Genomic DNA, 19,522 nt, shown 5'->3' with positions numbered 1-19,522 from the left:
TTTTATAATTTAATGATTCGATTAAGATAAGGAACTTTCATTAACATTCTAATAACAATGAAACTTACACACAATGTAAATATAGAAAATAGTAAGTATGCCCCTACAAAACTAAAACCAAATAGTTTTTCCCACATCTTCATAACATAAGTGTGTACTATGAAAACCCCCATAGTTTGATTAGAAAGAGAAACAATCCATTTACTCTTATCTCCATTCAAATCAAGTGTGAATACTGTCAAGAAGATACCTAAAGTTACAATCTTTACAAATAGAATATCATAAAAATATTCAGCAAAAAGATTATGATAAATAGTTTTCGCTAGGAAAAACAATATTATCGGTGAAATCAAAAACAAAAGTAGGCTAATTATTTTCATCCAATTCTTAAACTTTGATTTGAGACTACACACATTAAATTGCGCTATAAAACCACCTAAAATATAATAGAAAAACCAGGTCCATAATCTGAAAGTTTGTACAACATATGTTTGTATTGGCATTTGAAGTAGAATATTTGATAACTCAAAAATCAATCCAATAGCGACCAATAAAGATAAAATGTATAAATATCTTCTTTTTGAATTTAGAAATTTTTTCAAAATCGGCAAACATAAATAGATAAGTATTAGTGCGCCGAAAAACCAAAACTGAAAGAAATAACCTTTTTGTAGCAAAGAACCTACAACTTTTTTGATTGGATTAGTTGTGAAATCCCGCTTAAAAAACCATACGATAAATGTCCATGATGACACTGTTATTAGAATCCATTTTACTTTCTGGAGTATGTAGGGATAAGTTATCTCTCTCTTTCTTAACAATAAATAACCATTAACCATTAAAAATAGGGGAATAGAGTAGGTACCTAAATAATATAAATATGCCAAAAGATTCCATGAGCCAGTCTCTTTAAATCCGCCCATTGTTGTATGAAGTAAAACAACTCCAACACAGGCAAGTACTTTTATTAAATCTAGGTTGATATTTCGAATTTTTCTCATTCTAGTTTTTCCTAATAAGTTGTTTTAGTTCTTTCACATTTATCACTTTCAGAGATAAAATTGCAAAAAGATAGATGATTCCACCAAGAACTGCAAATATTATAACATTTAAGGTTGGTGAAAAATGAATAACTGTTTTTGAACCTAACAAAAGGCCATACATGATAGCCGATGCGAGTACAATTTTTGCCATTGATCCAATAATAGGAACTTCTTTTAGATGTCCGCGGGTAAAGTACAATTGAATTGCCCACACTAACGCTTCTGTTAAAACAGAAACAATAGCTGCTCCGATATAGCCAAGTTTAGGAAGGAATAGCAAGTTCAAGCCTACACTGATTATTGCGGGAGCCGTTGTTGAAATCATGAATTCTTTATTTTGGTTATGAGGTATCAGTATCTGAATTCCCATTATATTAGTCCAACCGATGAAGAACATACGGAAGATCATAATAGCAATGGCATAACGTGCATCTTGAAAATCTTGACCAAGGAAAAATTGAACAAAATCATCATTTACAATTAACATCCCCGCCATTATTGGAAAAATGACTAAATTATAAATGAGGAAGGACATTTCATGCATCTTATTGACTGCTTTGCTGTCACCTGTCGCTAATAGATGCGAAACACGTGGCAACATAACACTTCCCAGAGATGTTACTAAGGTCAGAAGAATATTTACTAATTTTAAAGCCTGATCATAGATCCCTACATCTTTTGTAGAAGCCAATGCTCCAAGCATAGTACGATCTAGCGTCACGTACAAAGAAATAGCCACTTGGGGAAGGAATAATAATATGATAGGTTTCAAATGATGCCTAGCATAATCTATATCAAAATGAGGTCTACCTATAAACTCTCGAGCTGGTAACCACATACTGAGTTGCCCCAAGAGTTCAAAAATGGTTAGCAAAAAGACATAGAGATAAAGATCATTTGCAGACTTGACAAACAGGAAGATGGAGGTGACTCCAACTAGTTTAACAGTGATATTTCGAACTGTAATCTTTCGAAAATCCTCTAAACCTTGAAACAACCAAGAAATATCTAAGCCTTTAGAAACCAAACTCAATCCTAGAATATAGGCAACTGGATTTTGCATAAAGGGAAGTGTCAAACAAAGAACAACATACAATGATAAAGAAAGAAATGTTGCACCTAATTGCAGAGAATAGATTCCCCAAAAGTTTTTTCCAATTTCCTTGCGATTCCCCGAAATGACCTTGGTCCCATAGTTGGCAACCCCTAAAGTCGCTAAGAGGATAAAATAAGTAACAATGGAGTTAAAATAACCATAAGTCCCTAGATCATCCGATGAAAAAACCCGTGTTACATAGGGAGTCGTAATAATCGGGAGAATAATCACCAACAATTGATAAGAAAGATTGTAGGCGTAATTTTTTAAGATTTTCATTTCAAAGAGAGACTCCTACTTCGTTTTTATTAAATATATTCTATTTTACAAAATAAAAATAGATCATTAGAAATTTCAAACTACATATTTTAAAGTAGTCTCTAAAAATTCTTTTTTCTAAAGAAAAAAGAATTTTTTGGCTTTTAAATTTTTACATTTTGAGGTGTTTAGAAAAATCATCATGTTCCAAATTCTTGATGCAAAAACAGGTACACTTAAAAATGAAAATCTCTTATAATTTTTGCGATAATCAACGAAAAATCAACTTAAGTATCCTCAATAATATCTAATAATACAACCTCTGCCAAGAATAGATATTCTTTGATCCCTTATAAGTGAATATAGAAAAAATATATATTGTTTTTAAAACTGTTGATATACATAATTTTTTTCAATTATAATCCATAGAAATGACTTTTTTTATCTCATCTTCATTATATATAACATATCCTAAAAACAAAATCGCTGGATTATACATTATATCTATTAATTGAGGGTCAAACATAGAATGTAGTGACAAAAATACAATCATCATTGTATAATATGTATTTCTACTGAGATTCTTTGATCCAATAATATAATATCCAACTAATATTAAAAGTAAAATTATTGTTCCAAATCTAAATAAAATATTTAGATATGACGAATCTACATAATTATATGTTAACTCTGAAAACATATTTTGTTCAAAAATCCATCTTATTTTTTGTCCAAAAAACGTTATGTCAAAGTTATTGAAAGCAGCACTTCCAAGTCGTAATCTACCTGTTAATATTAAATTTAGCTGTTCCAAAATTGGTAGTCTATACCTATAACTCCATGACAAAACTCCAGCTATAATTGCTGAAAATAGCATACTGTACTTATTCAAAAAAAGACTATATGTTTTTATCTTAAATACCTTTAAAAACAAACAAACAATAATAGCAGCTGTAGAGTAATAAAATACTGCTCTCGTATCAGTTAAAGAATATAGATATAAATTTATGAGAAATAAAGCTATTAGTTCTACATATTTAATAATATGTTTTCTTAAATATAAATAGAAAATTGTCACATGGAAAAAGTAATTCGAGCTAAATGTTGAATATGTATACCCTAGAGCATATCGTATTTTCCCACCTGTTCTAACTCCTGAATTTATAACTTCCCCTACTATATTTAGTCTATAGCATATTGATAGAAAAATCATTAATGCTATAATCTCTATAAGCCAAATTTTTATAACCTTATTTATATCTATATTATTCATATTTAACATTAGTGCTACTATAGGCATTAAAATGAAAAAACTATCTGAATTATACGATACTGCTACTACTATCATCGAAATAACTATCGAAAAGATAATGAACTTTTTAGTATGTGGTTCTAAAATATATTTTAATAATAAAAAGATACATGCTAGAATTATTAAAATTTTTATCAATTCACTAAATAGAGGGTATTCATTTACAAAGGCCGTTTGCCCTAGATATTTTGAACCAACTATAATAATAAAAGATATGTAAAAAAGTAACTGATATATATTTACTTTTATACTCATGCTGGATGCTCCTATATCCCGTACTTGCTTAACCTATTTAATTTAAAACTAACTATTGGATATATTATAAATGAATATCTTCTATTATGTATTTCATTAAAATATAATAAGTAGCTTGTCTTCATACGAGAATCATAGGTGTATTCTAGTTTATATTTTCTAATATAATCTGTAGTTTCCTTTAATAATCGCTCTCTATCATCTGACAAGAACGCCAATAGATATCTCGTGTTCAGTAAACCTTTTAAAAGAGAGTGAACTAGATCTTTAAAATATACATCTCCCAATGTGCTATAGAATTCCAATATGCTTTCTGTAACTTTTCTACTATGTTCAATATTTTTCATTCTATTTTCTATAGTCATACTTTGATCAGGTCTACCTAAGAAATACTGATATACATCTAAATCCCAGTACTCCCAATCGTTAATATATTTCAAAGGAAATACTATATACTGAATATCTACATAAAAGATTTTTTCTGTCAATTTGATATTATTTTCTTTTAGGATACATGTTTTATATGTAACACTATGCATTGGAAAAATTTTGGGAATTTTATTATTTTTATAATAATCTTCAACATTGATTACCTTTTCTGATTCCACTCTATTTTCATAAGTAAATTGCTTGCTAAAATTCGTAACAACCATATCTACATCAGTTTTTTCTAATCTTTTTAAGTATTCTTCAAAATCTGATTTTTTTACCCAATCATCTCCATCTACTATCTTAAAATACTTTCCTTTAGCTTCCTCTATGCCTTTATTTACTGCTGAACCATGTCCACCATTACTCTTGTTTATTACTCTTATATTTAAACAATCTATTTTTTCTATTAATTCTGTTACTACTTGTAGAGTATTATCTGTACTTCCATCATTAATAATCAATACTTCAAACAAACTCTTCAACTTATCCTCTACATTGAGAAAAGACTCTATATTTCTCTCTATATATTTTTCTATATTATATGTTGGAACAACAATACTTAAAATCATTACTCCCCTCCTTATTTTTTAATTATTTATTTGTTGGTTAGATATTTTTTTAGAACAAAGGCATATAATTTAGGACTGATACTGAATAATATATGCTTTATTTTATGGTTTTTTGTGATTTTACTATTAAAAATTACCATGAGTAAATCTTTTCTATATTCTAAAGATTTAGCTTTTACTTCTTTAAACATTGCAGATTCAATCATAGAGTTTACTACTTGAAAACCTCCAGTAAACATTCTTGTTTTCAAAGCAATAGATAATTCTCTATTATCTGGAAAATCTTCTTCCAAATATCTATAATTTTTTTCTATAGCTCTGTAAAAATCTTCTAATTTTGATGTATATTTACTCTTCGTTGTACTTCCAATACGTTGATAATAATTATAATAATATTGATTCGACACAACTACCTTCTTAGCATCCATTAAATGCTTATAAGCTATAGCTAGATCTTCAAAAAGTTGATCTGGGAAAGGCCACTTTTCTAATATTTCCCTTCTATATAATTTTCCACATGGTGTAGCCCCCAAGAGTCTTCCGTAATACATTTCTTCTATCAATCTCTCTTTATTTAAGAAAACTATTTTTTCATCCTTGATTGAACAGACATTGCTATCCTGAGTGTGATCTCTTACAACTCTTAATGGAGTTACTACTAAATCTGAATCATATTGTTCAGCTAATTCTACAAGATATTCTACTGCATTATTATCATAATAATCATCTGCATCTAAAAATAAAATCCAGTCAGAAGTTGAATGTTTTAATCCAATATTCCTAGCTCTTCCTTGTCCGCCATTCTCAACTGAAATTATTTTAATTCTATTATCTTTCTTAGAATATTCTTCACATATAGCAAGAGAATTATCTTCGGAGCCATCATTTACTAGAATAATTTCTAAATTTTTATAGCTTTGTTTTAGAATACCCCCTATACTATATTTTAAATATTTTTCAACATTATATACTGGAACTATTACTGAAACTTTTTCCATTACTCCTCCTGCTAATATTTCTACTAAGATGATTAGGTTATTGTATATATTCTATGATGTTCTTTTGATTTTACTTCTATCTAAAATTTTATATGTACTCTCTAATCCTTCCTTAGCTTCAAACATACCTACCCATCCTAACTTTTCCAATTTTGTACTATCTAAGCTAGAATTATCCATAGGATTTTTTTGTTTTTCTTCTAATTCATTTGGTAATTCAAATAGCAACTTTACTCCAGCTACTTCAGCTATTATTGATGCCATCTCTCTTATTGAAATAATGGATTTTTTATTTGAAATATTGTATGCATCACCAGACTGGCCTTGCAAAAGAACTGTCAATATTGCACTTGCACAGTCCAAACTATGACAATATGATCGTAGTTGTTCTCCTTTGCTTTTCATTACTAAGTTTTGTCCTCTGATTGCATCATACATAAAAGCAGATGAAATCCTTTTATCTGTTATTTTTAAGCTAGGACCATAAATATGACCTGGACGAACAATTTTTATAGCTACGCCATATTGTTCAGAATAACTTTTACATAATGTCTCTGTTGCTCGTTTTGAACTTGAATAGGAAGCTCTCACATCTAAAATATTTACATATCCATACTCATCTTCTTGATATGGGGTATGATTCTCTTTTTTTCCATACACTTCACTAGATGAAACATAAACTACAGACTTTACTGATTTTTTCAAGGCATAATCTAGTAAATTTTTCATACCTAAAAAATTACTAAGCATTGTATCTACAGGATTACTGATATATAAATCTGGACTTGCATTACTGGCTCCGTGAATTATATAATCAACAGAGAAATTAAAATCAATATCTTTATTAGCATCATAAGGAACATAAACAATATTTTCATTATCTACATAATTTCCAAATCGTTTTTTTAGTCCTTCTTCATTCCTTGCACAAGCATAAATTTTAACTCCGAATTGGTGATTCTTATTCAGTATAATCAATTGATCAATAATAGTCGAACAAATAAGGCCTGTTGATCCCGTGATAAGAATTGATTTATCCTTTAAAGTCTCAACACCAACTATATTTTTTATAGATTTGTCTACATAATCCTTATATAGACTTATGTCAAATAAGTTCACAGTTTAATCCTTAATCCAATTTTCTTTTTTAGATTTGAGAAGGGCTTTAAAAATTTCGAGATCATCTAACGTGGTTATTTTTAAATTTTTTTCAGACCCCATAGAAAAATACGTCTCTTTTCCGAACATCTTCATTAATTCACAGGAAGCTGCAACCTCAGTTATTCCTTTTTCTATAGCTCTGTTATGAAGTTCCAGTATATCATCTAAATTATAAATATGTGGTGTCTGCGTTCTCCTCAATAACTCTCTTTTTAAAGAGCTAATAGAATGATTTTCAGTCTCGTTGTCTAATACAAAAGTAACCTCAACACAAGGAATTGCAGCCACTGCATTTCCATACCTACTATAAGTTGAAAATGCATCATCAATAATTTCGTTGCTTACCATCGGTCGATTACCATCATGAATTAAAACAGTCACTTGCCTATCTATATTATTTTTCTTTATTTCATTAAGACCATTATAGATAGATAACTGACCAGTTTCTCCACCATTTACTATATACTTTAATTTCGTAATATTAAACTGTCTAGCATATGTTTTCAACATTTCTTCCCAGCCTTTTAATACTACTACACATATTTCATCAATGTTTGGATGATTTTGAAATTTTTCTAGCGTATGAATAATGAGAGGCCTATTGTCAACATGTATAAATTGTTTCGGTATATCTTGTTTTATTCGGCTTCCTATTCCTGACGCTGTCAATAGTGCGATTTTCATAACAACCCTCCTTAGTTAATTCCAATTTTTTCTAACAATCTTTTACTATTATTTCCATCTCTATATTTATTTACTTTTTCATTAAATTCCCTTCGTTCTTCTTTAAATTTATCCACATTATGTGTAATTTCATTTATGAAATTACACATATCATCTAAGGATTTTATTTTATTTCCCTTTAGGTAGTCCATAGGTTTCTCTACTATAAATCCTCTATTTTTATTGTAATCATCAAAGTCTCTTATACAAAAAGCTATTGGTTTATCTAACAAATAATAATCGTAAAAAACTGAAGAATAATCTGTTATTAATGCTTTACTGTCTCTTAATAATTCATATAATTTTATGTTCTTTTTCCTACTATTTTCTTCTGATAGTATCTGAATATTACTATAGCTAGGCATTTTAGCAGGAAGGGTTTGAAGCGGGTGAAGCTTCACTATCATATTTAGATTGTCTTCTTTTAGGAGATTATTCACTTTTTTTAATTCTTCGAACGAATAATCTCCTATCAAAATTTCTTCCGAATTTGTATCACTATATCCTAATTTCTCAGATTGCCTAAATGTTGGCAACCAGACAATGTAATTAGAAGTAACTTTTTTTTCTCCATTAAAAAAAACATCTGTTCTACTTTGACCACAGATTTTAACAACTTCGATATCACAAGAATGAACTTTTGTAGCTAGTTCTTTAAACATCTCGCTTGTAACAATTACGTCTGTGTAGTATTTTTCTTTTTTTACAATTTTTTTCTGGTATTTATCAATATCTTTAAAAAACATACCATGCCACATCTGGACTACACGTTGATTAAAAGGAATAATAGGAATTTTCCCAAAAGAGTAAAATACGAAGCTACTTGTAAAGTATTTTAATATCCCATTAATTCCATTTATAAAATATACATTTTTTAGATTCTTATATTTCAAATTTAAATTATGATAGTCTGTACAAGAACAGTATATCTTATACTTTGTATAATATTCATTGTCTATCAAGTGTTCAAATAGAGATAATGAATTATCAGAGAGTTCTTTGGGGGAATATATAAGTATTTGTTTTTCTTTTTTTATATATTTATTAATAACAGAAAATACTTTAAATATTGTTTTTTGAGCAAATAAACGGAATGATTTCTTTAAATTCATCACAAGCTACCTATTCTTTCTTCCAATTTCCTACAAAACTCCTTATTATTACTATTTATTGTTACTTCTGATTTATCGTTTCTTAAATTTGTAAGTAGTTTTTTTATATCATTAATTACAATAATTGGATAATACTGCTTTACTTTATTACAGAATTCTAACTGATGGTCATTCACATGTTCTCCAAATTTTTTTTGTCTTGGAACAACTATAGGAACTTTACCTTTAGCAATAACACCCATAAACGTTGCTGGTCCACCATGTGTAATGATAATATCCGATTCCTCAATCATTTGATTCATTTTTTCATAAGAAATTATCTTTTCCCATTCACAATATTTTGGAATATAATTGGAATATCCTGTTTGAATAAATACTTCATCTTGAATAAGATTTTCTTTTTTTAGACGATCAACTTCTTTGATCAAGCGATCAAATTGTTGTTCATGTGTACCTACAGTCACAAAAATCATTAGAATATCCCTCCTAGGTTAATTGCTTTTGGGTATACTTTTTTCATTTCTTCCCATTGGACAATGAACCTGTCAGTTACCGGATAAACGAGTTTCCCTGTCATTGTCGGAGCATCAATTCTATCAAATACTTCTATATAGACCGTCTTTGATCCAAACAATTTTCCAATATAAAAGAAAGGAACAGCGACAGCAGCACCAGATGAAATAATTACATCTGGTCGCTCTTTTTTTATTATTTTAAAAGCAAGAAAAGTATTTTTTATTAAATTTTTGATATTACGGTTGGTTGGATAATAACAAGGATATAAAACTTCCTCAGAGAGCACACTCCTAGCATCCTCCTTATCAAAAGTAACCCAAAATCTTTCTTTATCTTGCCAAAAAGGTTTTAACAAATACAAATGAGCTAAATGACCTCCACTAGATCCAACTAGACATACTTTCATCCCTTACTTCGCTCCATCTCTCATCAATACAACTTTTACAGTTTTTAACAAAATTTCAATATCTTTCCAGATTGTCCAATTATCAATATAAGCCACATCTAGTTTTACAACATCGTCAAAATCGGTTATTTTACTTCGGCCACTAATTTGCCACAAGCCTGTAATACCAGGTTTAAAGCTAAGACGACGTTTTTGCTCAGGTGTGTACTTTTCGTACTCATCTACAGTTGGTGGGCGTGTGCCGACCAGACTCATATCTCCAATCAACACATTCCAAAATTGTGGCAATTCATCCAAACTAGTTTTTCGGATGAATTGTCCGATCTTAGTCACTCGAGGATCGTTATCAATCTTAAACATTCCACCTTGCATCGTATTTTGATCCATCAACTGTTCCTTGATCGCTTCAGCATCGATTCTCATCGAGCGAAATTTATAAAAGGTAAAGTGACGGCCATTTTTCCCGATACGAGTTTGAGAAAAGATTGCAGGTCCTCCATCTTTACGAATCAAGGGAACTAAAAATAGACTAGCAATTCCACAAAGGATCAACCCAACAATGGCACCACAAATATCAAGGATTCGTTTGGCAATTATGTGGCTTATCTTGTAAAAATTTGTAGAAAATGTCACTACGTTCAAACCCGCCATCTCATGGACTTGTTTATCTCGACCTAAATTTTTATCGAAAGCATTTAAGTTAACTGTTACATCAATTCCCATTGTTTCAAACTGAGAAATAACAGCTCCAATATCATAGTCCTCACTTGGAAGATTGACAAAGACTTCATCCACCACTTCATGTGTCGCATAACTCAGTAATTGCTCCTTTGGTACCACAATCACCTTTTCATGAGTGAACTCTGGCATGTCTAAAACGCTTACTGCAACCAATTTCCCTTGAACATCATTAGCTGTTAATAATCGATCCAATACTTTTTCGGTACGTGATGTTGCTGTGATCAACAAAATCTTACGACTACCCTTCAAATTATGGTTAAAGGGTTTCCAATAACGCTTCACAAAGAAACTGAGTAGATAATTCAAAACACCATACAAGGAAAGCAGATAAAGCATTCCTCGTCTAGAAATTACAAATTTCTCTTTTAGGAAGAAACTTGAAAAACTGATCAGCAGAGCATAAAAGATAATATATTTAATTGTTTCTACTAACTCCACATACTGACCACGTTTAAAAAAATCCTTACCGTATCCACTGATGTAGAAGGCACCAAAGTGAAGAAAAAACAGAACAAATACTGTATTTAAAACAATGTCAGTTTCTGAAATTGCAATCAGTACATAAGCTAATAAACTAACAAGTATACTCTGCAAGAATGCCAGAGTTACATTGTAGAAACCCCTTCCTTCCATATCGAACTCCCTATCCTATTTTTACCTTTTCCCATAAGAACCGTAAGATCCGTATTTTTCTCGTTTAACATCAAATTTATTTAAAACAACACCCAAAAATGGGATCCCTGTTTGTTCTAACTGAACCTTAGCTTTTTGAACATCTCTTCTTTTTGTTCCACCAGCTTCTGTAACCAAAATCGATGCATCGCATTTTTGCACAATAATTGCTGCATCAATTACAACTCCGATTGGTGCTGTATCAACAATAATATAATCAAAATATTTCCGTAGTGTTTCAATCATCAATTCAAAATTAGCACTTTGAAGAAGAGCTGTTGGATTTGGAGAAGGTGACCCTGATTGGATCATAAATAAGTTATCAATGTTTGTTTCACAAAGACCATGAGATAAGTCTTGCGTTCCAGCAAGATAATCAGTTAAACCTGTGATTCGTTCTCTTGATTTGAATACTCCAGACATGACTGAATTTCGGATATCAGCATCAATCAGGAGTGTCTTGTAGCCTGCACGCGCAAAAGCCAAGGCAATATTTGTAGAAGTTGTCGATTTTCCTTCGCTTGGTTCAACAGAGGAAATCGTTATAACCTTTAAATTATCTCCACTCAACTGTATATTGGTACGTAAAGCATTGTAATATTCTTCTGCTTTTTTGGCAGAATCAAGTTTTTGTTTTGTTAATTCTAACTTCGCCATAAGTTCTCCCTTACTTTAATTTATCAAGATCTGGAATGACTCCAAGGAGTGATATTTTCATAACATCCTCGATATCTTCTGGACGTTTGACACGGTCATCGAATAGTTCAAGCAACAAGACCACTAAAATCATTAATCCTGCACCTACTCCAACTCCCATTATAGTATTACGACGAATATTTGGTGAGGAAGGTGAAGTGGCAGGGCGAGCATCTTCTAGCGTAGTCACATCCGCAACACGGGTGACCGCAATAATCTTTTGTGCCGCAACTTCTCGAAGAGCATTCGCAATTCGACTTGCTTCATCTGGTTTATCGTCGATAACTGAAATGGATACAATACGCGTATCCGCAGGAACAGTCACCTGAACCTTCTGTGACAATGCTTTCGAGTTGATAGTTAGTTCAAGATCTTTAACTGTTTTTTCCAAGACATCTTGAGAAAGGATGATCTCTCGGTAGTCCTTAACCAGGTAAGCTCCTGCTTGTAAATCTTGATTTGTCAATCCTGGTTTATCATCTTGCTTACGATTAACCACATAGATACGCGTGGTACTAGAAAACTGAGGCGTAACAAGAAAAGTACTATAAGCAAAAGCTGCAGCTCCTGTCAAAATTGCAACTAATATAATCAATAACTTTCTTTTCCACAGTCCTTTTAACAATTGAATAACGTTAATTTCAATAATATCTTGTTCTTTCATTATAACTCCTAAATAATTTGATCTTTAATGACTTTTTCGGGATTTAATATAAAGAGTTCCCGAGCCTTATCTTGGCCATACTTTTTACTCACTATTTCGTAGGCTTCCTTCATATAAGGAGGGCGACCATCTAGATTGTGCATATCACTAGCAACTATATGAACCAAATCCCTCTCTAAGAAATAGCGAGCCCGTTTTTTCATGAATTTATAAGTATCACCAAACAATTTTGTTTTAAGGATACTCGAACTGTTGACCTGTGTATAACATCCCATGTTGATGAGGTCTCGCACTCTTTTTTCATTATTTTCCAAAGCATCATAACGTTCTATATGGGCAATAACAGGGGTTATTCCCAACATCAAAACATTGGTCAATGCGCTATGGATTTCACGATAAGGGGTATTCATGCTGAATTCTATCAAGGCATAACGGGTGCCATTTAGTTGTGGAATCTGCTGATTCTCTAATTTGTTTAAAGCATCACTGCTGTAATAAATCTCTGCTCCATACAAGATGGTTAAATCAGGAGCAACCTCTTTAGCCAACTCCTTGACAACTTTAAAATTTCTTAATATGTCCTCTTCTGGTGTTTCAAACATTCCCTTTCGACGATGGGAAGTCGAAACGATGGTACGGATTCCTTGAGCATAGGCCTCCTTCAGAAGCGCTATACTTTCTGCCTTATCCTTAGGACCATCATCTACATCAAAAACTATGTGTGAATGGATATCAATCATCTTATTTTCCTTCCATGATATCTTTAATTTCTGTTTTGAGTGTCTCTAAGCTATTTGGGTCCACCTCTAGCATATAAAGACTGCTGTCAGGCATGGCATAGGAAGGAAGATCCATACGACCAGTTCCCTTTAGATCTCGAGTGATGACAGTATATTTCCCTCCACTTGCTAGTTGGGCGTTCACTAAGCTAACCATTGTTTCAGGTGGCATATTAGTTTGGACAGAATCCTGTAAACTTTGCATAATATCATCAAAATTTTTCAATGCTTCTGCCGAAGTTAGTTTCTGGACAATTGCAGAAATGACTTTCTGTTGATTGCGCCCACGGTCTCCATCGCCGTTTGCTAATGAATAACGCTCGCGTACAAAGCCTAGGGCCCGCTCAGAGTCTAGATGAACATTGCCAACAGGAAAATGGTAATTGCCATGAAGTGAGGTGAATTCCTGGTCATTATTAACATCGACACCACCTAAGAGATCAATTAATTTCAAGAAGGAAGTGAAATTGAGTCGTGCATAGTAATTTAGATCAATTCCATAAAGATTTTCCAAAGTATGAATCGAAGCATCCACACCATAAATACCTGCATGGGTCAATTTATCATTTTGGTTATTGCCTCCATCAGCTATGGGCACATAAGCATCACGAGGGGTCGTTGTCAAGAGAATTTTCTTGGTTTCTTGATTAACCGTCATGATGATATTGACATCCGAACGAGAAACGGAGCTAATCGGTCCGTATGTGTCAATCCCACTAATATAGATATTAAAAGCCTTGTTTTGAGAAGACTTAGGTGCCTCAACAGTTTTGGTTAGTTCTTTGGTATAAATCTTCTTGATCTTTTTGGCATGATCTGGATACTCTTGTTCAATCAGATTTTCAAAGACACTATTCAAAACAATTGCCTTGGTCTCGCCAGCTAAGAGACTCTTATAAGCCGCAAGATACGAAGAACTATCCTCAACCTTTAGGTCTTTATTCTGACTTGTCTTAATATCATCGAGCAGTTTTTTGATATTCTCCGCATCTGTTTTTGTCGGAGCTGTCACACTGGATAGTTGGGACACATTACCAATCTCACTATCCGCCAAAACTGCAACACTGATGGAGTAACTAGAATAGTTAGATGTTGCATTTAAATGATTGGCCAAACTAACGAACTGATGAACTCCAACCAAGGCTAGTGAGCTAGCTACAATAGATAGCAAGAGCATGATTAAAGTAAACTTCTTAGCTTTTCTATTTGATATTAAAAATAAAGCTACTAGCGCAATGAACACCATAATAGCTGCTAGAAGAAGATTGATATAACTGACGGCTAAGATATGATATCTGAATATTAAAAACAGCAAAAAACAAGTAAGCACTATATATAGAAACAACAAAATAATATTGAAACTTTGCTGAAACTTGCTCGTTTTATTTTCTTTTAAACGTCTCCCCACCTTACACCTCTATTAATTATTTTATTTCTATTATATCACAAACTAACACCGGATGCTATCAACACCTGAATTGCAACCGTTTTATTTCACCTCAAAACCAAAAATATTATATTTCAATCATTAAATGCCTCATATCTTTTTTTTGAAAGAAGACTGCCAACAAAAATACCAGGAGATAGAAATCGGTTGACAAGTTCTCAATACCATACTCTCACACCCTAAAACTTTCAATAATTACCAAGAAAGTGGAAGATTTTAGCTAGAGAAACTCATATTTTTACAAAAATAACCTTTTAGAGTCTCAAAAACAACCCACTATCGCAGCAAAGATTTATCGTTAAGAAAAAACAAGAGGCAGGGTAAAAGTCTTCAAAATAAAAAAACACATAGTATTAAGTGTTCAAAAACTTTATACTATGCATTTTATACTTGAAAGCTTCACTCAATTTCATTTTCAAATTGAGTTTTTACCCAACCTATCTTCTTAAACTTATTTCACGTGACTTTCAAAGTCTTTTTGACTCTTTTCGACAGAATTTTTACGTTCTTGTTCCCATTTAGCCTTCGCTTCAGCAAATTGAGAGCTTGTAACAACATCTGTCTGTAATCTCATGTATTTGTAGTTGCTTCCAGTTCCTTTGATACCAACTAGTGAGTAAGCACGTGTAAATGGTGTCACGCGTGTCACCGAAGCCCCACCACCGTTTGACACAACTGGGATTAGAAGGGAACTATCAATCAACCAAGCTTGTGCATCTGCGTAGTTTTCATAGCGTTTCGCTACGTCTGTATTTTCTGCATCTGCTGTTTTTAATTTTTGAGTAAATTGGTCCAATCCTATACTTGTAATCTTATCAGCATCCTTGCTTGGATCAAGTCCCAAAATCTTGAGATAGAATCCATCTTCAGCGTTGAAAGGATTGAGGTAAGTTGAAGGATCTTGGTAGTCAGCTGACCATCCATCCAAGTTCAAATCATAGTCATGATCAGCTGGAGTTGGTGCTTGAACTGTTGCATTTATATAATCATCTGTCGACAATTGGATAACATCAACCACTACATTTTCAGAACCGAGCGTTGATTCGATTGATTGTTTGATTGAGTTTGTTCCAGAAAGCAAGGTCTTGTTAACCTGGTCTACAGGCAAGTCCAAATGAATTGGGAAGCTCACACCTTGGGCCTCTAATTCTTTTTTAGCTTCAGCAAACTTAGCTTGCGCTTTTTCTTTGTTGAAATAACCATCTTGAGCATCTTCAAGATTCATATTTGACCATTGTGTACCATAGTTGACCAATTTGGAAGCAACTGTTTCACCAAAAGTCTTGTCTCCAACTTGTACGAAAGTTGGTGGTACAAGCGAGTTACGAAGAGTGTTCTTAGCTGCTTCTTCACCGTTTGATTGAGCTGAGTATGCTGTACGATCAATGGCGAAGTTAATTGCCTGACGAAAGCTTTTATTCGAAACTGCAGCTTGAGTTGCTTGTTTTTGCTCATCACTTGTTTTTGCAGTATGGTTATAAGCACCACGGTTGACGTTAAAGTTATAGTACCAAGATGTTGCATCTTGCAAGCTATAAACGATATTGTCCTTGTATTTTTCCTTTGTCTTAGCGAAGTTTGAGCTATTCGGATAAACACCTGCAGATGAGTAAGCACCACTTTCAAAGTTACGAATTGTCAAGTCTTGGTCTGAACCATCAAAGTAGGCCAATTTTACCTTTTCAATCGTTACTTTTTCTTGGTCATAGTAATGTGGGTTTTTCACATATTCGATAGAAGACTTAGATGTAAAATCTTTTAACAAATATGGTCCGCTATAAAGAATGCTATCTGGTTTCAGGGTTCCGAAGTCTTTACCTTTAGAAGCAAGGAATTCTTCGTTTACAGGGAATAAGATACTGTTGGTTGTTTTTGAGTTCCAGAATGGTTCTGGTCGTGTCAAGGTATATTGGACATTATAGTCATCTAAGGCTTTGACACCAACATTTGAGAAGTCAGTATTTGCACCTGTTATATAATCATCTAAGCCCTTGATAGAGTTCTGAATCAAGTCCAAGGCTTGTCCCTTGTTGTCAGCAGCGTACTTGATACCAGTTACAAAGTCTTGTGCTTTAAGGGGAGCGTATTCTTCACCGTCAGCTGTAAACCACTTGGCATCTTGGCGAAGTTTGTAGGTATAAGTTAAACCATCCTTAGAAACACTCCAATCCTCTGCAAGGGCAGGAATGAGGTTTCCGTAGTTATCATTTTCAAGCAAACCATCAACCAAGTTGGTTACAATAGCAGTGTTATCACCAGCGTAGTCCAAGAGATAGTTGAAGGTTGTTGGATCTGCACCAAAGGTAGACGAGTATGTTTTGCCGTCTGATGCTGACTGGCCGCATGCTGTCAATAGGACCGCAGCAGCAAGTGTCAACCCCGCTCCAATCAAACGTTTTTTAAGTTTCATGTTTTATTTCTCCTTATATGTTAGGTTTTATAACATGGTTATATTTTAACAAATTTTGTCCAAAAAGTAAAGTTATATACTGATTTGACCTCTCATTGAAAATCAAAAAACAAAGAAATCCCGCTTCAAAACAGGATTTCTTTATTCATTACAAAAGACTATTTAACGTGATTTGCTAGTTCTTTTTGGTATTTGGCATTCGTTTCAATTTTCTCTTTTTGCCATTTCTTGAGAGCTTCTTCGTATTCTTTAGCTGTTACAATATCGTTTTGTAATTCTAAACCTTTAAATACAAATGGATCTCCCTTGATACCAACTTGAGAGTAAGCTTTTGTGAATGGCACTGTACGACTAACTGTCGGAGAACCACCTGAAGAAGCTACAGGGATAAGAAGTGAACTATCTGAAACCCAAGCTTGTGCTTTGGCATATTTTTCATAGCGTTTGTTAAGATCGCTTGTTTCTGATGCTGCATCATCCAAGAGTTTCTTGTACTCATCAAGTCCAACTTGAGCCATAACTTCTGGATCTTTACCTTTTGTGATACCCAAGTGTTTAAGAGCAGAACCCTTCTTAGCATCTAAGATATTGAGGTAGGTTGCTGGGTCTTGATAGTCTGGTCCCCATCCAGTTCCGTTCAAGTCATAGTCTTTTTGAGAAGGCACTTTGGCTTGAGATGTGATACTCATTTTCTCATTGTCAGTCATTTGAAGTACATCGATGACAACATTCTCACTTCCAAGTGCTGCTTCGACAGACTGTTTGAGAGAGTTGGTTTGCTGTACAGCAATGACATCAGTCTGCTCAACTGGAATATCCAAATGGATTGGGAAGGTTACACCTTTAGCCTGCAATTCTGATTTTGCTTTTTCAAAGGCAGCTTTTGCTTTTGTTGGATTGTAAAGGGTATCTTTACCATCTGTCAAAGCCACATCCTTCCACTGGTCTCCGTATGTTACCAATTGTTCTTGAGCCAATTCACCGAAGGTCTTTTCACCAACCTGAACATAGTCATAAGGCACAAGGCTGGTACGGATAATCTTGTCTGCACCTTCTTCGCCATTCATCTGTGCAGAGTAAGCATGACGGTCAAGAGCGAAGTTGATGGCTTGACGGAAGTTTTTATTAAGAAGCGCTTCTTTAGTTGATGTTTTTTGGGCATCATCTGTCTTAGCTGTTTTATTGTAAGACTGACGATTTACGTTGAAAGTAAAGTAATAGCTAGTGGCTTCTTGTGGACTATAAACGATCTTATCGCCGTATTCTTTCTTAGTTGAATCAAAGCTTGAGCTAGTTGGGAAGAGGCGAGCTGTCGTATATGAGCCTGACGCAAAGCTACGAATCAATGATTCTTGGTCAGAGCCGTCGTAGAAAGTAAGCTTGACGTGGTCAATCTTAACATTGTCCTTGTCCCAGTAATTCGGGTTCTTTTCGTACTCGATCACGGATTTCGAAGTGAAGTTCTTCAAAATATAAGGACCATTGTAGAGAATACCTGAAGGCGCTGCTGCACCGTAATCTTTCCCTTGAGAATTTAAGAATTCTTCATTAACTGGGAGCATGGTTGCTGTTGTTACCTTAGAATTCCAGAAGCTTTCTGGTTTGTTCAAGGTATACTCAACCGTATAGTCATCAACTGCTTTGACACCGACTGTTGAGAAGTCATTCGTTTCACCGCTAACGTACTCTGCCAATCCTTTGATGGAGTCTTGGATAAGTGTTAGACCATCTGACTTACCATCAGCAGCATGTTTCAAACCAGTCACAAAGTCTTGGGCCTTGACTTCAGCATACTCTTCTCCTTCAGAAGTATACCATTTGACACCTTTACGTAGCTTGTATGTGTAAGTCAAACCGTCCTGTGAAACAGACCAGTCTTCAGCAAGCGATGGAATCAAGTTTCCATATTTGTCATTCTCCAAGAGTCCGTCGACCAGGTTGGCGATGACATCTGATGTTGAACTTTTACTAGTAACGCTATAGTCCAAAGTTGTTGGATCAATAGCATAAACATACGAAAATGTTGTTGGAGCATCTGCTTTTTTCTCAGTCTTGCCACAAGCCGCCAAAAGAAGAGCTGCGCTCATCGTTATCCCTGCTACTGCGAGCCACTTTTTCGATTTCATCGGTATTCTCCTTTAAAATACTATTTTTCACCATTATACCCTATTTTTATATAAAAGCAAGGGTTTGCAGGTAATTTTTTAGAAAATTCAAACTAATATTTATTAA

Annotated in this window: 17 protein-coding genes; all 17 read right to left on the bottom strand. The window is 33.4% G+C overall.

Annotation, left to right across the window (positions count from 1 at the left end; all coding sequences use genetic code 11):
* Nucleotides 1-2 precede the first annotated feature (2 nt).
* Nucleotides 3-1,001 (bottom strand): acyltransferase, encoded by a 999-nt coding sequence (locus tag RRU92_RS04385; protein ID WP_315640758.1) that lies wholly within the window; start codon nt 999-1,001, stop codon nt 3-5.
* 1 nt (nt 1,002) lies between these two features.
* The gene (locus RRU92_RS04380; protein ID WP_315640757.1) at nt 1,003-2,418 is read right to left on the bottom strand and encodes a flippase; all 1,416 of its coding nucleotides are present in this window, start codon (nt 2,416-2,418) and stop codon (nt 1,003-1,005) included.
* A gap of 391 nt (nt 2,419-2,809) precedes the next feature.
* A complete protein-coding gene (locus RRU92_RS04375; RefSeq protein WP_315640756.1) occupies nt 2,810-3,964 on the bottom strand; it encodes a hypothetical protein in 1,155 nt (384 codons plus the stop codon).
* 11 nt (nt 3,965-3,975) lie between these two features.
* Nucleotides 3,976-4,965, bottom strand: a complete 990-nt coding sequence (locus RRU92_RS04370) for a glycosyltransferase family 2 protein (RefSeq protein WP_315640755.1) — start codon at nt 4,963-4,965, stop codon at nt 3,976-3,978.
* Nucleotides 4,966-4,991: 26 nt separating this feature from the next.
* Entirely contained in the window at nt 4,992-5,963 is a 972-nt protein-coding gene (locus RRU92_RS04365) for a glycosyltransferase family 2 protein (protein WP_315640754.1), read from the bottom strand.
* 51 nt (nt 5,964-6,014) lie between these two features.
* Entirely contained in the window at nt 6,015-7,082 is a 1,068-nt protein-coding gene (locus tag RRU92_RS04360) for an NAD-dependent epimerase/dehydratase family protein (RefSeq protein ID WP_053092315.1), read from the bottom strand.
* 3 nt (nt 7,083-7,085) lie between these two features.
* Entirely contained in the window at nt 7,086-7,808 is a 723-nt protein-coding gene (locus RRU92_RS04355; RefSeq protein ID WP_049510368.1) for a 2-C-methyl-D-erythritol 4-phosphate cytidylyltransferase, read from the bottom strand.
* Nucleotides 7,809-7,819: 11 nt separating this feature from the next.
* On the bottom strand, nt 7,820-8,959 hold the full coding sequence (locus RRU92_RS04350) for a CDP-glycerol glycerophosphotransferase family protein (RefSeq protein ID WP_315640752.1): 1,140 nt from the start codon (nt 8,957-8,959) through the stop codon (nt 7,820-7,822).
* Nucleotides 8,959-9,432 carry a glycosyltransferase gene (locus RRU92_RS04345; protein WP_315640751.1) on the bottom strand — a complete coding sequence of 158 codons (474 nt, stop codon included), beginning with the start codon at nt 9,430-9,432 and terminating at the stop codon, nt 8,959-8,961. Before RRU92_RS04345 ends, RRU92_RS04350 begins: the two co-directional genes overlap by 1 nt.
* Entirely contained in the window at nt 9,432-9,881 is a 450-nt protein-coding gene (pssD, locus tag RRU92_RS04340; protein WP_315640750.1) for a PssD/Cps14F family polysaccharide biosynthesis glycosyltransferase, read from the bottom strand. The genes RRU92_RS04345 and pssD overlap by 1 nt, the downstream gene beginning before the upstream one ends.
* Before the next feature lie 3 nt (nt 9,882-9,884).
* Nucleotides 9,885-11,255 carry a sugar transferase gene (locus RRU92_RS04335; protein ID WP_315640748.1) on the bottom strand — a complete coding sequence of 457 codons (1,371 nt, stop codon included), beginning with the start codon at nt 11,253-11,255 and terminating at the stop codon, nt 9,885-9,887.
* Between the two features lie 21 nt (nt 11,256-11,276).
* Entirely contained in the window at nt 11,277-11,951 is a 675-nt protein-coding gene (locus tag RRU92_RS04330; protein WP_075231280.1) for a tyrosine-protein kinase, read from the bottom strand.
* 10 nt (nt 11,952-11,961) lie between these two features.
* On the bottom strand, nt 11,962-12,654 hold the full coding sequence (locus RRU92_RS04325; protein ID WP_315640747.1) for a CspC family polysaccharide chain length determinant protein: 693 nt from the start codon (nt 12,652-12,654) through the stop codon (nt 11,962-11,964).
* A gap of 8 nt (nt 12,655-12,662) precedes the next feature.
* Nucleotides 12,663-13,394, bottom strand: a complete 732-nt coding sequence (gene cps4B / locus RRU92_RS04320) for a capsular polysaccharide biosynthesis protein Cps4B (RefSeq protein ID WP_315640746.1) — start codon at nt 13,392-13,394, stop codon at nt 12,663-12,665.
* A gap of 1 nt (nt 13,395) precedes the next feature.
* Entirely contained in the window at nt 13,396-14,841 is a 1,446-nt protein-coding gene (locus RRU92_RS04315; protein WP_315640745.1) for an LCP family protein, read from the bottom strand.
* 490 nt (nt 14,842-15,331) lie between these two features.
* Nucleotides 15,332-17,290 carry a peptide ABC transporter substrate-binding protein gene (locus RRU92_RS04310; protein ID WP_315640743.1) on the bottom strand — a complete coding sequence of 653 codons (1,959 nt, stop codon included), beginning with the start codon at nt 17,288-17,290 and terminating at the stop codon, nt 15,332-15,334.
* A 158-nt stretch (nt 17,291-17,448) separates the two neighbouring features.
* Complete coding sequence (locus RRU92_RS04305) at nt 17,449-19,416, bottom strand: peptide ABC transporter substrate-binding protein (RefSeq protein WP_075227262.1); 1,968 nt, start codon at nt 19,414-19,416, stop codon at nt 17,449-17,451.
* Nucleotides 19,417-19,522 lie beyond the last annotated feature (106 nt).

The sequence above is a fragment of the Streptococcus sp. DTU_2020_1001019_1_SI_AUS_MUR_006 genome (assembly GCF_032340315.1).
Lineage (GTDB): Bacteria > Bacillota > Bacilli > Lactobacillales > Streptococcaceae > Streptococcus.
This window is presented reverse-complemented; position numbering and strand designations above follow the sequence as displayed.